This is a genomic window from Desulfonatronospira sp. (assembly GCA_003563255.1).
Taxonomy (GTDB): Bacteria; Desulfobacterota; Desulfovibrionia; order Desulfovibrionales; family Desulfonatronovibrionaceae; genus Desulfonatronospira.
This window is the reverse complement of the sequence record PWSL01000420.1, coordinates 1-18,318: the sequence shown is the minus strand read 5'-3', so window position 1 is coordinate 18,318 and position 18,318 is coordinate 1. Positions and strand designations below refer to the sequence as shown.

Below are 18,318 nucleotides of genomic sequence, written 5' to 3'. Positions count from 1 at the left end.
GTCGCTAAGGAAGACAGGATAATTATTTTAATTTGTCACTCGTTTCGCGTGACAAATGAAAAGGCAGCCTTGTCCAAAACCGTGTCCCGGTTTTGGACAATAGACCTGCTTCGCGTCTTTAACTTTGCGTACTTTGCCTGCCCAGTTGAATTGCTCGAAGAGCAAGCCCGAAGGGCATTCAACCGGGGCGGCTGGCCTGCCACGCGCTTCGCGTGGTTCAAAATTTTCTTGTTTTTTCTGACAGCGTTTCAGGAGTAAGTCAGTAATTTATGAAACACCAGCTTCAGTGCCGGGCAAAGTGTCTGAAGGTTATCAAAGTTTAAAGCAAAGGATGCGATTATGGGCGCAAATATGGAAGCACTCAAAAGACAGGCCATGCTGCTTATCCGGGACCTGGAGCCTGAAGAGGTCCTGGATGCTCTTTCCGTGCCCCTGCGGGAAGTACTTGCGCGGCTCGAGGACGAGCAGAGGGTGAGTTTCGTCCTCCAGCTGCTGGAGCAGGGCGATGAGGACAAGATAACCAGCATGGTCCATCTGTGAATGGCCAAATGTCTGGACGAAGGTGTCGATCCAACGCAGATGTGTCAGAGCCTGGTGGACAGGATCTCCAGGTCCCGGGCCTTGAACAGTATTGCCGAGCCTGAACTTCTGCCTCTTTTTGAGGACTGGCTGGAAGAGCTGGAAAAGGAGTTTGTCAGGCAGGCAGAACAGTCACAAAGTTCAGATGCCGCCCTGATGGCGGAAAAACTGGGACTAAGCATGGCTGGAGCCCAGTTTTTGAAGGCCAAGCTTGAGCAGGAAGGCAAGATCTAAAAGCCCAGGCAGCATATCCTGCAATTTCAAAACGTGGAGGAGTTATGAGCCCCAGGCGCATTATTGTTCTCATGGTCCTGTCTCTGGTGATTTCCGGAACAGCCTTATGGCTTACCAACCTGGAAATAGAATTTGAAGATGCCACCTGGGAAGAAGTGCATGAAGAAGCTGAAGCAGGCGGGTATCAAATCCTTACCACTGAAGAGCTTTATAAAATGCACCAGGAAGTCGAGGACCTGGTGATAGTGGACACCAGGCAGGAATGGGAATACCGCCTGGGACACGTTGAAAACGCAGAAAATTTTTTCATGCAGCCCTGGTTCTGGGACCGGTGGATGAAAAGAGGTGACCTGAGCGACTTTTTAAGGGAGCATGCCCGGGACAAGGAGACGGCCCTGGTCTTCTACTGAGACGGTATGGACTGAGTCGTCAGCGACTCTGCGGCCCGGGTGGCCGTAAGTCTTGGTTATGAAAACGTCTACCGCGACCCCAAAGGCTTCGAGGCCTGGAAAGATGCCGGCTTTCCCACTGTGAGCCTGCCGGCTGAAGCCCCGGCCACACCCCTGGAGGCTGAAGGCCCAGGCACTCTGGAAGGCCTGGCCCTTTTCGGCACCCTGGCAGCGGTCTTTGCCGGTGGTCTGGCCCTGAACCTGACACCCTGCGTCTATCCCCTTATCCCCATCACCGTATCCTTTTTCGGGGGCATGGGCGGTCAGGGCCGGGGCAGGCTGCTTATCCACGGCGGACTTTACATCCTGGGTCTGGCTACAACCAACTCTATTCTGGGAGTGGCCGCAGCCCTGACCGGCGGGCTTATAGGCGGACTGCTGCAAAACCCCCTGGTGCTGGCCGGCATTGCCCTGGTTCTGCTTATCTTCGCCCTGAGCATGTTTGGATTCTGGGAGCTGCGACTCCCGGCGTCTCTAAACCAGGCCGCTTCCAGGTCATTCGGCGGATATTTCGGCAGCCTGTTCATGGGACTGACCATCGGCGTGGTGGCCGCGCCCTGCATAGGCCCCTTTGTCCTGGGGCTGTTGGCCTGGGTGGCTACCATGGGCAGCCCGCTTCTGGGATTTGCCGTCTTTTTCACCCTGAGCCTTGGCCTGGGGGTTCCGCTGTTCTTTCTGGCGGTATTCTCCGGCAAACTGCAGAGCCTGCCCCGCTCCGGTGAATGGATGATCTGGGTCAGAAAACTTCTGGGCTGGATCCTGGTGGGCATGGCTGTTTATTTTCTCAAACCGCTTCTGGGAGATCTCGCTGGGACCTTTGTCATGGCTGCTGTTTTTCTGGCCGCAGCCCTTCATCTGGGCCTTCTGGACAAGACTCAGGCCGGGTTCAGGGCTTTTGTCTGGATGAAATCCGCTGTTCTCCTGGTGGGCATGACTCTGGCGGTCTTTATTGCCGGGTCCTACGCCCTGCAGGGACCCGGCGTGGCCTGGGATGATTATTCCGAGGCGCTGCTGGAACAGGCCAGGGAAGAAAACAAACCGGTGATGCTGGACTTTTATGCTGACTGGTGCGCACCGTGCAGACAGCTGGAGAATGTCACATTCCATGATCAGGACGTAGTTGAGCTTTCCCGGGAGTTCGTGACCATCAAAGTTGACCTCACACGCGGAGGGGTGGAGCTTCATGACAGGCTTGTGGCTGAGTACGGGGTGCGCGGAGTTCCCACGGTAATATTTCTCACCCCTGAAGGGCAGGAGATGGAGGATCTGCGCGTGGTGGACTTCATCCCGCCCGGCGAATTCCTTGGACTTATGCACAATGCTTTGCAGAAAACAGAGAAGGAGTGATTATGCTCAAGGTCATGTTTTTCCTCAACGAGCCCAGGGGCAAGCCCTGAAAGAATTTTTTGAAGATGATGCCCAGGCTGGGCGAAAAGTACGATGTGGAAATAGAGACGGTTTCCAAGCCTATGGAAGACTACCAGACCGATGAATACTTTGAACAGGATCTGCCTGTGGCCCCGGCAGTGATGGTGGGAGACGAAATATTGGTTGAGGGTTCCAATATCGATGAACACGAGGTGGAAAAGGCCATCTGCTATCATCTAGGTTTGAACCCTCCGGAAAAGAAGGGCTTCTTGGGCCGTGTTCTGGGAAGATGAGCAGCTGGAAACGATTTAATCCACAGGAGAGGACATGGAGGAACACACAGAACAACCCCGGACAAGGCCCACCAGAAAGGCCGCAATCAAGGCCCTGGGTCTGGTTCTATTTATTGCCGGAGCCATACTTGTGGTCCAGTTCACTCCGGTAAAGGAATATTTCACCAGGGAGGCCCTGGGAGACTTTCTGGAGCACGCGGGCTGGTGGGCTCCGGCATTATTCAGCCTGTTCTACGCTCTGGGTGTCTGTCTGTTCATACCCGGTACCCTCCTGACAGGGATCGGAGCCGCTCTTTTCGGCCCTTATGTCGGATTTGTTTTCGTCTGGATCGGGGCCATGATCGGAGCCAGCGCCGCCTTTTTCATCGCCCGCACCCTGGGCAGGGACTTTGCAGCTTCCATTGTTGACGACAGACTGAAAAAATACGATGAGGCCATCGAGCGCCATGGCTTTGCTACCGTGCTTTATCTGCGCCTGATCTATTTTCCCTTTACTCCAATGAATTTCGGCATGGGCCTGACCAGGGTCAGATTCTGGGACTATTTTTTTGGTACAGCATTCGGTATAATTGCCGGGACCTTCATCCTGACCTTTTTCATCGGTACTCTGAGAGATGTCTGGTTGTCAGGAGAATGGAGCGGTCTTCTGTCCTGGCAGGTGTTTCTTTCTCTGGCCCTGCTGGCCTTTTCCCTGTATCTGCCCAGGCTGGTCAAAAGAGTCAAAGGCGAAACATAGGCGGATTTGAATATGCATTCCAGCAGGGCCTGTCTGGCCCTTATGCTAAAATATCCCTGTCCGGGCCGGGTCAAGACCAGGCTGGGCAAAGACATCGGCCAGGCCAATGCTGCTTTGCTCTACCGCTGTTTTGTGCAGACAACCCTTGCCACTTGCAGGACACTGTCCTGGCCCATTCTGCTCTTCTGTCACCAGGATAGAAAACTTGAGCATTACCGGGCATGGCTGGGTGAAGGACATGACTATTTTACCCAGGGGCCTGGAAATATCGGCGATAAAATGCGGTCTGCCTTTGAACAGGCCTTTGCACTGGGTTTTGACCGGGTAATACTTGCCGGCACTGATATGCCCCAAATGCCCCGGGAGACTCTGCAGCAGGCTGTGCAGGGTATTGAGAAGAGTAAAGCTGTGCTTGGTCCGGCTCTGGACGGGGGATATTATCTCCTGGGTCTGAGCAGGGAGAATTTTGACCCGGGGCTGTTCAGCGCTGTTCCCTGGAGTACCTCCCGGGTGCTGGAGATCACCATGAACAGGCTGAAAGATCTGGGGCTGAATCCGCACATTCTGCCTGAATTGAGAGACGTGGATACCCTGGAAGATTTCAAGGCACTGTTTCGGAGTCAGCAGGGAGTTGAACCCGATAGTTATCCCTCCTGGGATCAGGCTGTCCAGGCTTATCTGGCCTGTATGGACTGTAACCATTCAGAGGGTATTCGGTGATGATTGTTGGCACCCGTCCTGGGGACTGTCCCTTGTTATGAACTGATTGAACCGTTGCACAAAATTTCTCGCTGTTTATCACCGCATTCTGCCGGGTAAGTAACTGGGCCGGTCCAGGACGATCTGCAGGTCGCGGATATGGCGCTGCTCAAATGATGCCTCGCACATGCAGAAGTAATATTCCCATGTTCTGCGGAAATCTTCATCAAAGCACTGGGACAGGCTCTTGATTTCCTGCCAGTTCTGCAGGAACTTTTCCCTCCATGCAGCCAGGGTGGGTGCATAGTGAGGACCTATATCCGTAACCTGGGCTATAACCAGGGTGGTGTGCCGGGCCAGGACGCTGCTTATCCTGTCCAGGGACGGCAGTAGTCCCCCGGGAAAGATATAGGTGCTTATCCAGTCCTTGGTTTTACGGTAGGTGTTATAGCGCTGATCCGGGATGGTAATGCTCTGAATGCAGGCTTTTGCCCCGGGTCTCAGCAGGCGGTCCACGCTTTGGAAGAAGCGGGGATGGTATTTGTGCCCCACAGCCTCCAGCATTTCAATGGATACCAGGGCGTCAAAGCGCCCTTGTATATGGCGGTAATCCTCCATGGCTACTTCTATTCTGTCCTGCAGTCCCTGGTTGATCACCTGTTGCTGCACATAATTGTACTGCTCCCTGGATATGGTCACTGCCTTTACCCGGCAGTCGAATTCACGGGCGGCAAAGAGGGCGAATCCACCCCAGCCGCACCCGATCTCCACGATACTCTGGCCCGGCTTGATGCCGGCTGCCCGGGCCACCATGGAGTATTTGCGTTCCTGGGCCTGCTGCAGTCGGCTCTGGGAAACGGTTTGACCTGCTTGCCGCAGTTTCTGCAGGTTTTCGAATACAGCGCAGGAATAGGTCATGCCCGGGTCCAGAAAACCGGCAAAAAAATCGTTGGACAGGTCGTAGTGGGCCTGGATATTTTGTCTGCATCCCCGGGGGTCATTGTCAGGAATCATCTTTCTGGCCGGCACCAGCATTTTGTGCAGAATCCTCCCGCCGGCCCCCCAGTCCTCCATGTAGGACAGGTGGCCCATGTTCATAATGAGCAGTTCCATGAGCCTGGTGAGGTTGTCGGTATCCCACATGCCCATGGTATAGGCTTCACCAAGGCCGACGTCCTCGCCTTTGATGACTTTCCGGAAAAATCGGGGGTCATGAATGTTCATGCGGCACGAGGGACCTGGCTCAACCTCGCCGAATACGTGCACTGTTTTGTCTGGCATCTGGATTTCAAGGCGTCCCTTGCGGAATTTTTTCAGGTTCGCCAGCACAAGTCTCCTGGCAATAAGGTCTAAAATGGTTGATTTTTGCTGCATGGTCCTGATGGTCAGGGGGTTTTCCGGCTCTGGCCTGGTGAATACAGGCAGGCCTTTGCCGTAATAAAGGCTGACGGCCTGGCGCAGGATGCGGGGATAGGTCATGTTGGAAGCCAGGGGATGAAATATCCAGGTGCTTAAAAGATTGCCGTCGGTCAGTTCCCCTGGCCGGGCCGCCTGCCACATCCTGGCCTCCAGGGCAGGCCGGTGATTTTTTTCAAGGGTGATGGCTATATCTATTTCTTTGCGGACATCACTGAAGCTGAACAGGTACTGCCCCGAGATGTCGAAAAAAGGCGATACATGAAATTTTTTCGGTGTCTTGAATTGTACCGGAAACCCCGGGGACCGGCCTGATTTCTCCAGGATGTATACATGTTTGTCTCCGAATGTGTTGTTGACCTCGGCTACTGTTAACTGCAGTTCTCCTGCCGGGCTGAAGATAAAGTAAAAGCTCACCGGATTGAAAACCCGTCCGAAGATCCTGGGGCAGGTGAGAAGCAGAACCCTGGAGTCTTGATCCAGGGTCATGAACTTATATGACTGAAGAAGGTTTCCAAGTTTGTCCCGGATGCTTTCTGGGCCGGGGGTGAGGTAGTCCTTCTGGAATATACAGGCCGGTCTGTAGCGGTTGAACCCGAAAAGTCTTGTATTTTCGTCTAATCTCTTGAGTTCGTCCAGGTCCAGCAGCAGGACCATAAACCTGTATTCAAACCGGTGGCTCTTGTGCCCAAACCTTTCATGGGAAATGCTTACAGGCACAACCCTGGAGTTCATACTTCGGCTCCCAGCAGTTCAGCCACCCGCATCCCGGACGCGGCAGCATCTTCGTGGAAACCGTTACCATGGTAGCTGCCGCAAAAATAGGTGCCACGCACACCCTGCAGCTGGCCAAAACGGGCCTGGGCATCTAAGGCGTCCCGGGTAAACTGGGGGTGCATCATTTTAAGGTGCCTGGATGTTTTTTCAGCTGGCACCGGCCGGCGGGGGTTCAGAGTGACCACGTGGTTTTTCTGGGCCTGGAAGCGCTGCAGCCTGTTCATCCAGTAATGCACATTCACCCTTTCCTGGGTGTCTCCGGAGTGGGAAATGACGTTCCAGCAGGCCCAGGCCCTGGTATTGTGGGGTAGAAAAGAGTCGTCGGTATGCATGACTACGTCATTGGCAGCGTATTTCCAGGGACTCAGGCATGCTGTTTCTTCAGGGTCCGGGTCCTGGAGAAGCTGCAGTGCAGTGTCTGCGTGACAGGCCAGGACAAGTGCATCATACTTCATTTTTTGCCCCTGCACCTGCAGCACCGGACCTGTGCTTTCCCGGAATACAGCCTGCACGGGCGAGGAGGTGTGGATGGAGCCGGTAAAGGATTTTTCAAAGGCCTGGACATAAGAGTGACTGCCCCCGGGGATATATCGCCATACAGGTCCCCCGCTGAAGCTGAGCAGGCCGTGATTGAAAAAGAACTGCGCGAAGCGTTCCAGGGGAAACTCCTCGGGGCCGCTGCTCTCGGCTGACCATATGGCCCGGACCATGGGACTCAGGTACCGGCTCATAAGGACCCCGGGGTATCTGTTGTCGCGGACATATCCGCCCAGGGTGCCCCCTGTGAGCTTTCCTTCCTGCAGGTCCCTGGTGACATTTCTGCAGAAACTGCGTATAGCGAAAAGCATCCTCCAGAAACGGGGGTCAATGATATTGGCCCTGCGGGCAAAAAGACCGGACAGTGTGCTGCCGCTGTAGGCGAACCCTGTATGGGATTCACTGTAGGAAAAGGACATGTCCGTGGTTGCGGATTGTACCTGCAGGTCCTGCAGAAAGCGGATAAAGCGGGGGTAATTGGTATCGTTGAAGACGATAAAGCCCATATCCACCGGGATCTTTCGCTCATCACCGTCCGGGGCCATGACCGTCTGCACATGGCCTCCCAGGATCTGCTCAGCCTCGAAGAGGTCCACCCTGTGCCTGCGGCCCAGGTAATAGGATGCCGCCATGCCGGCTGCTCCGCCCCCGATTACGGCGATTTTGAGGCTGTCTGCACCGGAAAGTTGGTTATGGCTGTTCATGATCTCCTGCTTCTTTATTTTTAAGGGGAAACCAGGGCACGAATGCACTGACTCTTTTCTTGTAGTTTTCGTATTCCGGGCGTCTTGAACCCATGTCCTTCTCCAGCATGGCCACTCCTGATACTTTAACCAGGAGAAATGTGATGAGTAAAGGGCTGATAATGGTCAGCCATCCTCCTGGTACCGAAAGGGCGATACAGAATATGCCCCACCAGACCAGGCACTCACCGAAATAGTTGGGGTGGCGGGACCAGCCCCAGAGCCCCCTGTCCATGACCCTGCCCCTGTTGGCGGGATCCTTTTTGAACTGTGACATCTGGTAATCCCCCACAACTTCGAACAGCATGCCCAGGGCCCAGATGAAAATTCCCAGAAAGTCCAGCCAGACAAGTTCACCGGGGCGTGGGGAGGCCTGGGCCACCTGGGGGGCCAGGGCGATAATCCACAACAAGCTCCCCTGCAGCATGAACACCTTGAACAGGCTTATCCACCGGAAACTTTCTCCGTGGTAATCCCGCATGGCCTGGTATCGTCTGTCTTCGGGCTTTCCCCAGTTGCGACTGGTAATGTGCAAAACGAGGCGGACCCCCCAGAAGCTGATGAGCAGGGCCAGAAGGAGACTCCTGAAAGTATCCGGCCCCATGAACCAGGTCAGCCAGGCAATGAGCACAAAGCCCGCCCCCCAGAAGGAATCAGCCACACAGGCCTTGTCCCGGGCGAGGGATAAGATCCAGGCCGCCAGCATAAGCAGCATGACCGCCGCCAGGTTGAGCAGAATAATGGTGTGTAAAGGCATGGTGCTCAAGTCAGTACAGGTGTTTATACGAATATTAAAATTGTTATACATTGCTTTGATTGTCAAGAAATGTGTTCCAGGTTTTGAAAACTCAAAAAAAGACTGGACCGTTTTGCTTGATTATGCAGCCGGCACCACCTACAATATTGGAATGATATCTATAATCAAAAGGTTTTTTCCGGAATCTTCATTTAAGCATGTCAAAGAAGGGCAGGCAGGCTGGTTTAATTTTTTAAGAAACAGTACATGGTCCGCATGGTTTCAGGCGGCCAGGATGCCTTCACAGGTGTACATTTTTCTGCCCCTGCTCATGGGGCAGGCTATGGCTTTCACCCAGGGGGCGTTTTCCTGGTCTGTTTTTTTGATCTGCCACCTGTACGGATTGGCCATGCAGCTTTTTATTGTCTTTGCCAATGATGTCGCTGATGAGGATACAGACAGGCTTAATTCGACATATACAATTTTTTCCGGGGGTTCCAGGGTCCTGGCAGATGATTGCCTGTCTTCCAGAAGCCTTTTTTCTGCAGCTGGTGTTAGCGCCCTGCTTTGTCTACTTGCAGGGGTGTTGCTTGCATGGTTTTCTTCAGGGTGGGGACCGCTGCTTCTGGTTCTTCTTGGCCTGGTTCTTTTATGGGCCTACAGTTTCAAACCCTTTCGCCTTTCTTACCGTGGAGGGGGAGAATTGCTGCAGATGCTTGGAGTAGGCGGGGTGCTGCCCATGCTCGGATATCTGGCGCAGCATGGAAGCCTGAGCGGGATCTACTGGCCTTACATGGGATTGATGCTTCTTTTGGCACTGTCCTGTGCCATGAGCACCTCTCTTCCAGATGAGCCTTCGGATCGACTGAGTCGGAAAAAAAGCAGTTCAGTCCTTTTGGGGGGACGGCTCAATCAGAGGCTTATTCTGGCCCTTAATGCCGGTGCTTTTTTTCTTCTTGTCCTGTTTATGCTTCACGGTCTTAGCTACACTGGCATGTATCTGATTGCCTTGCTCTGCCTGGGTTTGTGGTTTTCAGGGGTTATGCTGCTGGATCAAAAGCCGGGCAGCCTGGGACTTTCGGTTTTTGTGGCTTCCAGTGTGAGTTTCAGTCTGCTGCCCATGGCCGGGGTGTCCATGGCCCTGTTTATGGGTTAGGCGCTTAGTGAAAATTTCAAACCAACATGTTGGTCGTTAAAAACGGTTCCTGGTTCCTGTTTCTTCGTTCCTGGTTACCTCTTGTTCCCAAACTGGAGCCTGGGAACAAGAAAGAAAAGAAAAAAATCCCTGCTTGCATGTTTATGGGGACAGGCACCCCGGCACTTATTTTTTATTGAACAAGAAACAGATTAGAAAAATAAGTGCCGGGAGAGCCAGTCCCCGTGCTTAACGCATCCTGACAGAGAGGCGAAGCAGAGGTATTGTCCAAAACCGGGACACGGTTTTGGACAAGGCTGCCTTTTCATTTGTCACGAGACACGAATGACAAATGAAAAAAAATTATCCTGTCTTCCTTGGCGATCTTCGCGCCTTTGCGTGAGAAAAAATGGGTTGCGGGCAAAGCCCGCGTTAAAAACTAATTTATCCATCCAGCGGCCTTGAAGCTCAGTGCAGCGACAATAGCGCACAAGACGACCCCCCAGGCTATGTCTACCACGACAACCCTGAGGGGCCAGCCTTTTATCAGGGCCATGTTGGTCAGGTCGTAGGTGGCATAGGTAAAGAATCCGAAGAGTCCTCCCCAGATAAGGGCGGTTGCCAGGGAGTCCCTCTCCAGGGCCGGGATCACGGCAAAGAAAATGATGCCCGCTATGTAGATGAGGTAAAAGGTAATAGCCGCAGCCCAGTTGACCTCCGGACTGAGAATGAATCCCAGGTGTTTCTGGTAAAAATTTCTGGCCACCAGGCCAAGCCAGATCAGGTCTACAGCAAAAAAGACGGGTACGGTTATCAGGTAGAGCTTGATATAAAAATAAAGGTTCATAGAGTATTTCCCCTAAGGTCAATAACCCTGCAGCGAAACTTATTTATTGACCTCCGGGGACTGGCTCTCCACGCACTTATTTTTTCCAATAAAACCAAGATCATTCGCAATAAAAATAAGTGCGGGGGTGCCTGTCCCCAATTGAGATAGCATGCTGTATTTTATAAGTTTCGCTGTAGTGATAATTAGGATCATTGTTTTGTTAATAGCGGATGAGACAAAGTTTTCAAGAGGTTACACTTATTCAGCCGGACCGGCTGGCTTGTCTCCAGCTCAGCACCCGGGTTCTCCGTGATTGCCGCAGCAGGACTGTAATTTTCTGATTTTCAGCAGGTTATTGCGAAAGTAGAGGCCGGCCTTCCGGGATAAAGGCATGGGTTTTTTCAAGTTGTCCAGAAAATCTTTCAAGTCGGGTTTTTTATTTGAGCACATGGTAACTGTTCATCCTTTCAGATTTTTTTTAACACTACAGCGACACTTTGTGTAAATTATCGCCTCGGACACCGGGGACAGGCACTTTTGCCGACCTCAAACAGTAAAACGGCCGGACTATCCTGCAGCAAAAGAGCCAGTCCCCTTCCAGCTTAAATAAAGTGTCGCTGTAGTGTTAAAGGTTGTCAGGCTTTGCTTTGTCCGTAAGCATCAGATTTTTTTAAATCCGGGATGCTTGCCAAGGCCTCCAGGCTACTGTATTTTGACACAAGTCACAACAATAGATTTCCGGCCTGCTCAGTGACCACACTTTCCACGCTGGTATTCTGACGTCTGTCCTCTATCCTACTGCCACGCGCTTTTCGTGGTTAGGTGGTTAGCGCTGCTAGCGTGACAAGAGGACTTTTAGGATGCGCATGCAAAAAAAGATTTTTTTCACACGTTCTGCAATTTATTCAGCTTGGCCTGCGTAAAAGAAATATGTACAGCAGAAACTGGAAAATCATGAGCTGCAAAGCTGTTTTTATAGGCTGAATTTTTTTTTGGTTTTATGCAGGTGCATCTGGAAAATCTGGATAATAGTGCTGGTAGTACTGGTCTTTCCAAACATGAAACTAAAAAGAGGAGGTAGTTATGGCTGAGATAAAGAAAATTTTATGCGCTGTTGATTTTTCTGAAATGACCCCCAAAGTTGCTTCCTACGCAGACACTCTGGCCAATAAACTGGACGCCGATGTCCATGTAATTTTTGTAGTCCAGCGTCTGGATCACTATGCCAGCTTCAATGTCGCCCCTCCTTCTCTTCAGGATATTTATGGAGAAGTCCTCAGAGAAGCTGAAAAGAAGATTGATGATCTTGTCCGGGAAAATTTCAACACGGACAAGGTAACAACCAAGGTATTGAGCGGTTGGGTAGATGAAGAGATTTTAAAGTACGCTGAGAATGAAAATGTCGATTTGATCGTAATGGGCACCCATGGCCGAAAGGGGGTCGACAGGCTGTTGTTCGGATCGATAGCTGAAAAAGTTGTTAAGTCTTCGAAAACACCAGTAATGACCATCAGACCGAAGTAATTGTTTTGTAGTATCTGTTTAGCGCTTTGCATGCAGCATGGGGACTGGCTCTTCCGGGACCCACTTGTCCCAGAAATCGAGTCATTTTGAGCACAAAATGATGCTCAAGTGGGTCCCGGAGTGCCTGCCACCTGCTTTCCTTAAAAACGCTAAACAGATACGGCCAGGTACAGGGTTTGCGTAGAAAAGCTGTAATCAGTGGCAGTCAAACCATCTAGAAACCGGGTTAATACATGAATAAAAGCGGCCCCTGTTTTCAGCGGCCTTTTTTTGTGGACCAGATGGTCAGCTATTTATGGCAGTTCAGACACTTTTCGCGGTTTTCCAGGTAATAATCGTAGCCGTGGTTGCAGTACATATCACCGCCGGAATGGTAGAGGTGAAAGCGCAGTTTCCAGTCGGCCAGACCATCTTCCGTCTCCTGATGGCATGAGTAGCAAGTTGAGGCTATGGGGGCGTTCACCCCTCATGGACCCCTGGAATGGTTACCTCATATCCATTCATCGCGTGCAGGCTATTGCGAATAATGTATTATTATTCATGTCCGAGACAGCAGGCTTATAAGCGTCTTGCCAGAGCGGACCAGGATCCAGCTCTCATTTGAGATGCCATATAATACTATAGGTCACGACAACTTATCACAAATAAATTGACCTAAGGTCCAAATTATCATAACTCTTCTTCATGCCACAAAGTAACCTTATTCCCCGGATTTTGAGCGTTGATCTGCCGGAAAACAGGTCCGCCTTTCTCTGGGGGCCTCGCAAAACCGGAAAGACCACGCTGCTCAGACAAAAGTTTTCTGAAGCGTACTGGATTGACCTCCTGGATTATGAACTGTTTATGCTGCTGAGCCGGGAGCCGTCCAGGCTGCGCCGGATACTGGACGCCCAGTCGTCTATGACCGTGGTCATCGATGAAGTCCAGAAGATCCCTCATTTGATGGACGAAATTCACTGGCTCATGGAAAATCGCTCTTACTGCTTTCTTTTGTCCGGCTCCAGCGCCAGAAAACTGAAACGGGGTAACGTCAACCTGCTTGGTGGACGGGCCTGGCGCTTCGAACTTTACCCGCTGGTCTCACGTGAACTGGGGAATTTTGATCTGGAAAAAGCTCTTGTCTCGGGGTTATTGCCTTCCCATTACCTGTCTCCGGATTGCCGCATGGATCTTCAGGCCTATGTTCACGATTACCTTAAGGAAGAAATCCAGGCTGAAGCGTTGACCCGCAACCTCCCGGCATTTTCCAGGTTCCTGCAGTCGGCTGCGGCAACCAGCGGCATGCTGCTGAACTATTCCAACGCGGCCAGAGACGCGGGCGTATCCGTGAAGACCATCCGGGAATACTATCAAATCCTGGAAGACACCCTGATCGGCAGAATCCTGCCCCCCTGGAAAAAAAGCTCAGGCCGACGGCTCATCGAAACCGCCAAGTTTTATTTTTTTGATGTAGGAATGGTCTCGGCGCTGCTGAACCGGTATTCTCTCAGTCCCAAGACCAGGGAGTTCGGCAGGGCCTTTGAACAGTTCATCCTTCAGGAATGCTGGGCTTACAGGCATTACAGTCGCAAGGACTTTCCCGTTTCATTCTGGAGGACAGCCAGCGGTTCAGAGGTGGACATCATCCTGGGAGACGCGGACGTGGCAATCGAGGTCAAGGCAGGAGAGCATGCCGCATCGAAATTGCCCAAAGGTCTGCACCTGTTTGGTGAGGAGTGCAGGACAGGGAAAAGCATCATTGTTTCACGAGACAGGTATCCTGAAAAAATCAACAGCCGGATCACCGTTCTGCCCTGGGAGCAGTTTTGTGCTCAGCTCTGGAACGGAGATATAATATAGGTCAGAGATCACGGTGAGAACCATGGAACTGGAGCTGGATGTCTCCAGAAACGCAGTGGCCAGAATACGGGTCAAGGACCAACCTCCGGGTCCTGGAACTCTGACCAGACAAGAATTGAACGTCTTGAACAGGAGGACAAGAAAAAAAGCCATTTACCGTGATCTCTGAAAACATAATTGAGCTGTATCTGTTTAGCGCTTTGCATGTAGCATGGGGACTGGCTCTTCCGGGACCCACTTGTCCCAGAAATCGAGTCATTTTGAGCACAAAATGATGCTCAAGTGGGTCCCGGAGTGCCTGTCCCCTGCTTTCCTTAAAAACGCTAAACAGATACATTGAGCTTATCAGGCCAGAAGGCGCAGGCTGTACTTGTTGTTGAGCAGATTTTGAAACTCCAGGACCACCCTGAAACATTCCTTGAGTCTATCACGTTCCATCCCTGAAAGATCATCAGGGTTGATCCAGTTGTCGGGAGCAACCCCTTTTTTAATTTGCTCCACTTGGTTTTTGACCCTGAGAGTCTGGAAAAATTCGTAAGCTTCCCTGAGACCGGCGCAAAACCCTGCGGAAAATACCCCCGATTCATGCAGACGTGTTATTCGCTCTTCTGTGGATGTGTCCAGGATACCATGCTCTGCACTCAAGGTCCTCACCCCATGGATTAATGGAAAGACGCCTCCCTTTTTTATATCCATTTTCCCCTTGTTTTCGCCGCTTTTCTCTACGAGGAGTTTGCTGAAAAAACCCAGGGGGGGCATGAATCGCACAGCTTCATTGGCCATGTACTTCAACAGAAAACTGCTCCTGGCTACCCTCCTGAAAAGATAGGATCTGAGCATGCCGGCCAGTTTTTCGTCTCCGGCCACAGGACGCATGTCCAGCAAAAGCGAAGTCTTCAGTATGCTTTGCGTATCCGCCTTCTGGGCCATTTCATCCACAGTGTCCAGCCACTCATCCAGGCTCATGCGCCATTCTGGATTGTTTATCATGACCTGGTGGGGGCAGGGAGGGAACCCCAGGTCAGTCAAAGCCTGGATGAATTTATCGGCAAAGAGTTCATAAAATGCCAGACCCTGACGCCCCGGGTCTCCTGCATAAATAAGGGCATTATCCTGGTCGGTAGCCATATATTGCTCCTTTCGACCCTCACTGCCCAGGACCAGGATGCAGAATGAATCCTGGTGGCTCTGATCCACCTGCTGCAGGATGAGCTCATGCAACCTGGCCAGAATCTGATCGTGAAAATCGCTGATGAGCCGACCCACCTGCAAAACACCTGTTCCTTCAGCCACGGAGCGCAGCACCATTCCCTGGACCTGCTGAAAGATCCTGCCCAGTGAACCCATATCCCTGGACCGGGCAATCTCTCCGGACAGGTGCACCGGGTTTTCACCCTTGATGGATATGAGGTCCCTTTCTTCAATGATCCCCCTGGTCCGGTCCCTGTTGTCGAGGACCACAAGCCTGTGGACACCATGCCGCACCATCCTGGAAAGGGCCTGGAACAACAGCTCGTTAGATCTGGCCGTGATCAGGGGACTGCTCATAATTTGCCCTGCATAAACAACTTTTGGGTCCAGATCCCCGGCCACAACTTTTTCCAGAATATCGTGCTGCGTGACAATGCCTGGAAATGCACCTTCCTGCTGAACCAGACAGCTTGAAACCCTCTCCTGCTGCATGATCGTGGCTGTCCGGGCAACAGTTGTCTCTGGGTGGATAAAAACCGGCTGCCTGACTTGAATATCCCTGAGGGTCAGACGAAGGTAAGGGTCTATTCTGTAAGCTTTCCGCTGGGATAGATAATAATTGATCCTGTTTCTGAAAATATCTGTCTTGCGTTGAAAATAATTATTCACCTGTCCATGCTGCATAAGACGCTGAAAGACCGGTTCGGGCAGGACCGCCAGAGTACAGTCCTCCAGGGCGACAGCGGAATGTACCAGTGGTGAAAACGAAAAAAAGGCCTCGTTACCGAAGAAATCACCCTGAATCAATGTATCCATTGCCTCTTTTCCGTGGAAAAGCTGCACGGACCCCTCCATGATATAGTAAAGAGCAACCCGGTCTTCCTGATCCAGAACCAGAATTTCTCCTGCCGAAACCTTTTGTTCACCGGCCAGGGATCCGACCTCCTCCAGCTCCTTGCTGGGGAGGTCGGATAAGGGATGTATCCCGGCCAGAAACGAGGTTATGCTACGGTTCATTCAGCTCCAACGCCCAGGTAGTTTCTGATCTTCTGTTCTTCGTACCTGCTGGAAGCCTCATGATCAGGCCTGAGCTTTGAACCTATGTACCCGGCTGCAAATGCCCCGGAAACGGAAATGATGGCAGGGTTGGTCAGAGGAAAGACTGCTGTGGGGTTGTTCAGGATATCCACCCAGACAGTGGGGCTTACAATGATCAGCCCCACAGCCAGAACAGTGCCCGTGACAATGCTTATGGTAGCTCCGAAGGTGGAGTAGTTTCTCCAGAGAATGGACATGAGCAGCGCCGGGAAATTGGCACTGGCAGCAACTGCAAAGGCCAGGCCGACCATGAAGGCCACGTTCTGCCCCTGAAAGATCAGCCCCAGGACAATGGCCATGATGCCCAGAGACAGTGTGGCTATCCTGGCCACCTTGACTTCTTCCTTCTCTGTTGAGCGATCGGCACGGAATACTCCAGCATAAAGGTCGTGAGACAGAGTGCTGGCGCCAGCCAGGGTCAGACCAGCCACTACAGCAAGGATTGTGGCAAAGGCCACAGCTGCCATGAATCCAAGGAATACAGCCCCACCCGTGGCTTCGGCCAGCAGCATGGCAGCCATATTGCCTCCGGAATCAATTGCAGAAATAATATCCTGGCCGACAATAACCATGGCCCCAAAGCCGATAGTGAAGGTCAGGATATAAAAGAAACCAATGAATCCAGTGGCATAGAATACGGATTTTCGGGCTGTCTTGGCATCACGGACGGTATAGAAGCGCATGAGAATATGGGGAAGCCCGGCTGTTCCGAACATCAGTGCAATACCCAGGGACACTGCATCAAGCGGGTTGGCCACCAGCCCGCCGGGTTCCAGAACCCTGTCGCCGTAAGCCAGGGAGGCCTGCTTGAACAGCTCTCCATAGCTGAATCCGAAATGAAGCATGATCAAAAAGACCATTATCGAACCACCGCTGAGCAGCAGTACAGCCTTGATTATCTGGACCCAGGTGGTGGCCAGCATGCCCCCGAAGAGGACGTACATGACCATGACCATGCCTACAATAACCACGGCTATCTCGTAAGGCATGCCGAAAATCATCATTATCAGGGTCCCGGCCCCGACCATCTGGGCGATGAGATAAAAAAATACTGTCATCAGTGATCCGGCAGAGGCAGCTATCCTGATGGGCTTTTTGGAAAGCCGGTAAGCCAGCACATCGACAAAGGTGAATTTTCCAAGGTTTCTCAGAGGCTCTGCGATAAGAAACATGAGGATGGGCCAGCCTACCAGAAATCCTATTGAATAGATCAGGCCGTCAAATCCCCTTAGAGACACCAGTCCGGCAATGCCCAGAAATGAGGCGGCACTCATGTAGTCGCCAGAGAGGGCCAGTCCGTTCTGCAAACCGGTAACTCCCCTGCCGGCAGCATAAAACTGTGAAGCGGAGCGGCTTTTTTTGGCTGCATAATAGGTAACGCCCAGAGTAGCGATAATAAATACCAGAAAAAACAGTATTGAGGTGAAACTTGGTTCTCCTATGGCGGTATCGACTATATCCATATCATTTCCTCCTCATGCTGCTGATGACTTCCTGAACTGATTTGTCATAGGAGGAATTGGCCCAGAAGACGTAAATCCCGGTGAGTATAAAGGCCAGGACGATGATCATGATGCCCACAGGAATGCCCAGGGTCATGTGCTCTCCGATCTTGATGGCCAGAAGTTGCGGGGCATAGGCCAGGACAAGGATGAACCCGAAGTAGGCGATCATCATTAGCGCGGTGAGGGTAAGCGAGACTTTCCATCGGTTTGCTATAAGTTTTTGAAATTTTTCTCTGTCCATGGAATCAGATGATTTTTTTGTGACCATTGGCACCTCCTTTGGGGCTGAAGCAGGATTGCAGGGCGGATAAAGTGTAACCATTCAGGGGGATGCAGAAACCGGTAATCAACACCAAGGACTCCCTGAATGGTTACGATAAAATAATCCAACAGTATGTGACATCAAATTGCTGCAACCTTTCATTTTTTTTTAGAAAACTCAAGAAAAAAGTATCTGTTTAGAGTTTTGCATGTGGCACGGAGACCGGCTCTTCCGAAACTCAATTGGCGATAACACTACAGCGAAACTTATATATTGACCTCCGGGGACTGGCTCTTTTGCCGCCTGATTTTTTGTTCAATTGCAAGTTTTCAAACGGCAAAAGTGCCTGTCCCCAATTGAGACAGGTT

General features: G+C 51.8%; 18 protein-coding genes. 10 read left to right on the top strand and 8 right to left on the bottom strand.

Going from position 1 to position 18,318, the window contains the following annotated elements; translation table 11 throughout:
* The 6 genes from QZP87_RS12350 to QZP87_RS12315 all read left to right on the top strand — a co-directional run.
* Nucleotides 1-258: hypothetical protein (locus QZP87_RS12350; RefSeq protein WP_291323227.1), on the top strand; the 258-nt coding region annotated here is incomplete at its 5' end.
* 81 nt (nt 259-339) lie between these two features.
* A complete protein-coding gene (gene tsoA, locus QZP87_RS15620; protein WP_363331020.1) occupies nt 340-813 on the top strand; it encodes an LULAXC motif (seleno)protein TsoA in 474 nt (157 codons plus the stop codon).
* A gap of 44 nt (nt 814-857) precedes the next feature.
* Nucleotides 858-2,609: a rhodanese/DsbD fusion-like selenoprotein TsoB gene (gene tsoB, locus QZP87_RS12330; RefSeq protein WP_363331019.1), complete on the top strand. Its 1,752-nt coding sequence runs from the start codon at nt 858-860 to the stop codon at nt 2,607-2,609.
* Nucleotides 2,610-2,611: 2 nt separating this feature from the next.
* Nucleotides 2,612-2,923, top strand: coding sequence for an NEPxGxxU motif selenoprotein TsoC (tsoC, locus tag QZP87_RS12325; protein ID WP_363331018.1), 312 nt, complete (start codon nt 2,612-2,614; stop codon nt 2,921-2,923).
* Nucleotides 2,924-2,957: 34 nt separating this feature from the next.
* Nucleotides 2,958-3,659 (top strand): TVP38/TMEM64 family protein, encoded by a 702-nt coding sequence (locus QZP87_RS12320; protein ID WP_291323222.1) that lies wholly within the window; start codon nt 2,958-2,960, stop codon nt 3,657-3,659.
* 12 nt (nt 3,660-3,671) lie between these two features.
* Nucleotides 3,672-4,379 (top strand): TIGR04282 family arsenosugar biosynthesis glycosyltransferase, encoded by a 708-nt coding sequence (locus QZP87_RS12315; protein ID WP_291323221.1) that lies wholly within the window; start codon nt 3,672-3,674, stop codon nt 4,377-4,379.
* A gap of 78 nt (nt 4,380-4,457) precedes the next feature.
* Here QZP87_RS12315 and QZP87_RS12310 read toward each other — a convergent pair whose 3' ends face one another.
* From QZP87_RS12310 to QZP87_RS12300, 3 genes are read right to left on the bottom strand one after another with little or no spacing between them, the layout of a single operon-like run.
* Nucleotides 4,458-6,509 carry a DUF1365 family protein gene (locus QZP87_RS12310; RefSeq protein WP_291323220.1) on the bottom strand — a complete coding sequence of 684 codons (2,052 nt, stop codon included), beginning with the start codon at nt 6,507-6,509 and terminating at the stop codon, nt 4,458-4,460.
* The gene (locus QZP87_RS12305; protein WP_291323219.1) at nt 6,506-7,792 is read right to left on the bottom strand and encodes an FAD-dependent oxidoreductase; all 1,287 of its coding nucleotides are present in this window, start codon (nt 7,790-7,792) and stop codon (nt 6,506-6,508) included. The genes QZP87_RS12310 and QZP87_RS12305 overlap by 4 nt, the downstream gene beginning before the upstream one ends.
* Complete coding sequence (locus QZP87_RS12300) at nt 7,779-8,654, bottom strand: DUF1295 domain-containing protein (RefSeq protein WP_291323218.1); 876 nt, start codon at nt 8,652-8,654, stop codon at nt 7,779-7,781. The genes QZP87_RS12305 and QZP87_RS12300 overlap by 14 nt, the downstream gene beginning before the upstream one ends.
* A gap of 46 nt (nt 8,655-8,700) precedes the next feature.
* Here QZP87_RS12300 and QZP87_RS12295 point away from each other — a divergent pair, with 46 nt between their 5' ends.
* On the top strand, nt 8,701-9,723 hold the full coding sequence (locus QZP87_RS12295; RefSeq protein ID WP_291323217.1) for a prenyltransferase: 1,023 nt from the start codon (nt 8,701-8,703) through the stop codon (nt 9,721-9,723).
* Nucleotides 9,724-10,141: 418 nt separating this feature from the next.
* On the opposite strand, the gene QZP87_RS12290 is transcribed toward QZP87_RS12295, so the two are convergent.
* Nucleotides 10,142-10,549 carry a DUF2177 family protein gene (locus QZP87_RS12290; RefSeq protein ID WP_291323216.1) on the bottom strand — a complete coding sequence of 136 codons (408 nt, stop codon included), beginning with the start codon at nt 10,547-10,549 and terminating at the stop codon, nt 10,142-10,144.
* Nucleotides 10,550-11,614: 1,065 nt separating this feature from the next.
* Between QZP87_RS12290 and QZP87_RS12285 the strand changes: the two genes are divergently transcribed.
* The gene (locus tag QZP87_RS12285; RefSeq protein WP_291323215.1) at nt 11,615-12,055 is read left to right on the top strand and encodes a universal stress protein; all 441 of its coding nucleotides are present in this window, start codon (nt 11,615-11,617) and stop codon (nt 12,053-12,055) included.
* Nucleotides 12,056-12,344: 289 nt separating this feature from the next.
* Here QZP87_RS12285 and QZP87_RS12280 read toward each other — a convergent pair whose 3' ends face one another.
* Nucleotides 12,345-12,518 (bottom strand): hypothetical protein, encoded by a 174-nt coding sequence (locus QZP87_RS12280; protein ID WP_291323214.1) that lies wholly within the window; start codon nt 12,516-12,518, stop codon nt 12,345-12,347.
* 221 nt (nt 12,519-12,739) lie between these two features.
* On the opposite strand from QZP87_RS12280, the gene QZP87_RS12275 reads away from it, so the two are divergent.
* Both QZP87_RS12275 and QZP87_RS12270 read left to right on the top strand, forming a co-directional pair.
* Nucleotides 12,740-13,894, top strand: a complete 1,155-nt coding sequence (locus tag QZP87_RS12275) for an AAA family ATPase (protein ID WP_291323213.1) — start codon at nt 12,740-12,742, stop codon at nt 13,892-13,894.
* Nucleotides 13,895-13,916: 22 nt separating this feature from the next.
* On the top strand, nt 13,917-14,063 hold the full coding sequence (locus QZP87_RS12270) for a hypothetical protein (protein WP_291323212.1): 147 nt from the start codon (nt 13,917-13,919) through the stop codon (nt 14,061-14,063).
* Between the two features lie 176 nt (nt 14,064-14,239).
* On the opposite strand, the gene QZP87_RS12265 is transcribed toward QZP87_RS12270, so the two are convergent.
* Genes QZP87_RS12265 through QZP87_RS12255 form a run of 3 tightly spaced genes read right to left on the bottom strand, consistent with a single transcriptional unit; the run spans nt 14,240 to nt 17,956 of the window.
* Nucleotides 14,240-16,102, bottom strand: a complete 1,863-nt coding sequence (locus tag QZP87_RS12265; RefSeq protein ID WP_291323211.1) for a putative nucleotidyltransferase substrate binding domain-containing protein — start codon at nt 16,100-16,102, stop codon at nt 14,240-14,242.
* Complete coding sequence (locus QZP87_RS12260) at nt 16,099-17,646, bottom strand: sodium/solute symporter (protein ID WP_291323210.1); 1,548 nt, start codon at nt 17,644-17,646, stop codon at nt 16,099-16,101. Before QZP87_RS12260 ends, QZP87_RS12265 begins: the two co-directional genes overlap by 4 nt.
* Before the next feature lies 1 nt (nt 17,647).
* Nucleotides 17,648-17,956: a DUF485 domain-containing protein gene (locus tag QZP87_RS12255; protein WP_291323209.1), complete on the bottom strand. Its 309-nt coding sequence runs from the start codon at nt 17,954-17,956 to the stop codon at nt 17,648-17,650.
* Between the last annotated feature and the right edge of the window lie 362 nt (nt 17,957-18,318).

Excerpts from the sequence above, each read along its gene's own strand:
- QZP87_RS12320 (WP_291323222.1), top strand. The coding sequence starts at position 2,958 with ATGGAGGAACACACAGAACAACCCCGGACAAGGCCCACCAGAAAGGCC.
- QZP87_RS12315 (WP_291323221.1), top strand. The coding sequence starts at position 3,672 with ATGCATTCCAGCAGGGCCTGTCTGGCCCTTATGCTAAAATATCCCTGT.
- QZP87_RS12310 (WP_291323220.1), bottom strand. The coding sequence starts at position 6,509 with ATGAACTCCAGGGTTGTGCCTGTAAGCATTTCCCATGAAAGGTTTGGG.
- QZP87_RS12305 (WP_291323219.1), bottom strand. The coding sequence starts at position 7,792 with ATGAACAGCCATAACCAACTTTCCGGTGCAGACAGCCTCAAAATCGCC.
- QZP87_RS12290 (WP_291323216.1), bottom strand. The coding sequence starts at position 10,549 with ATGAACCTTTATTTTTATATCAAGCTCTACCTGATAACCGTACCCGTC.
- QZP87_RS12285 (WP_291323215.1), top strand. The coding sequence starts at position 11,615 with ATGGCTGAGATAAAGAAAATTTTATGCGCTGTTGATTTTTCTGAAATG.
- QZP87_RS12275 (WP_291323213.1), top strand. The coding sequence starts at position 12,740 with ATGCCACAAAGTAACCTTATTCCCCGGATTTTGAGCGTTGATCTGCCG.
- QZP87_RS12270 (WP_291323212.1), top strand. The coding sequence starts at position 13,917 with ATGGAACTGGAGCTGGATGTCTCCAGAAACGCAGTGGCCAGAATACGG.
- QZP87_RS12265 (WP_291323211.1), bottom strand. The coding sequence starts at position 16,102 with ATGAACCGTAGCATAACCTCGTTTCTGGCCGGGATACATCCCTTATCC.
- QZP87_RS12260 (WP_291323210.1), bottom strand. The coding sequence starts at position 17,646 with ATGGATATAGTCGATACCGCCATAGGAGAACCAAGTTTCACCTCAATA.
- QZP87_RS12255 (WP_291323209.1), bottom strand. The coding sequence starts at position 17,956 with ATGGTCACAAAAAAATCATCTGATTCCATGGACAGAGAAAAATTTCAA.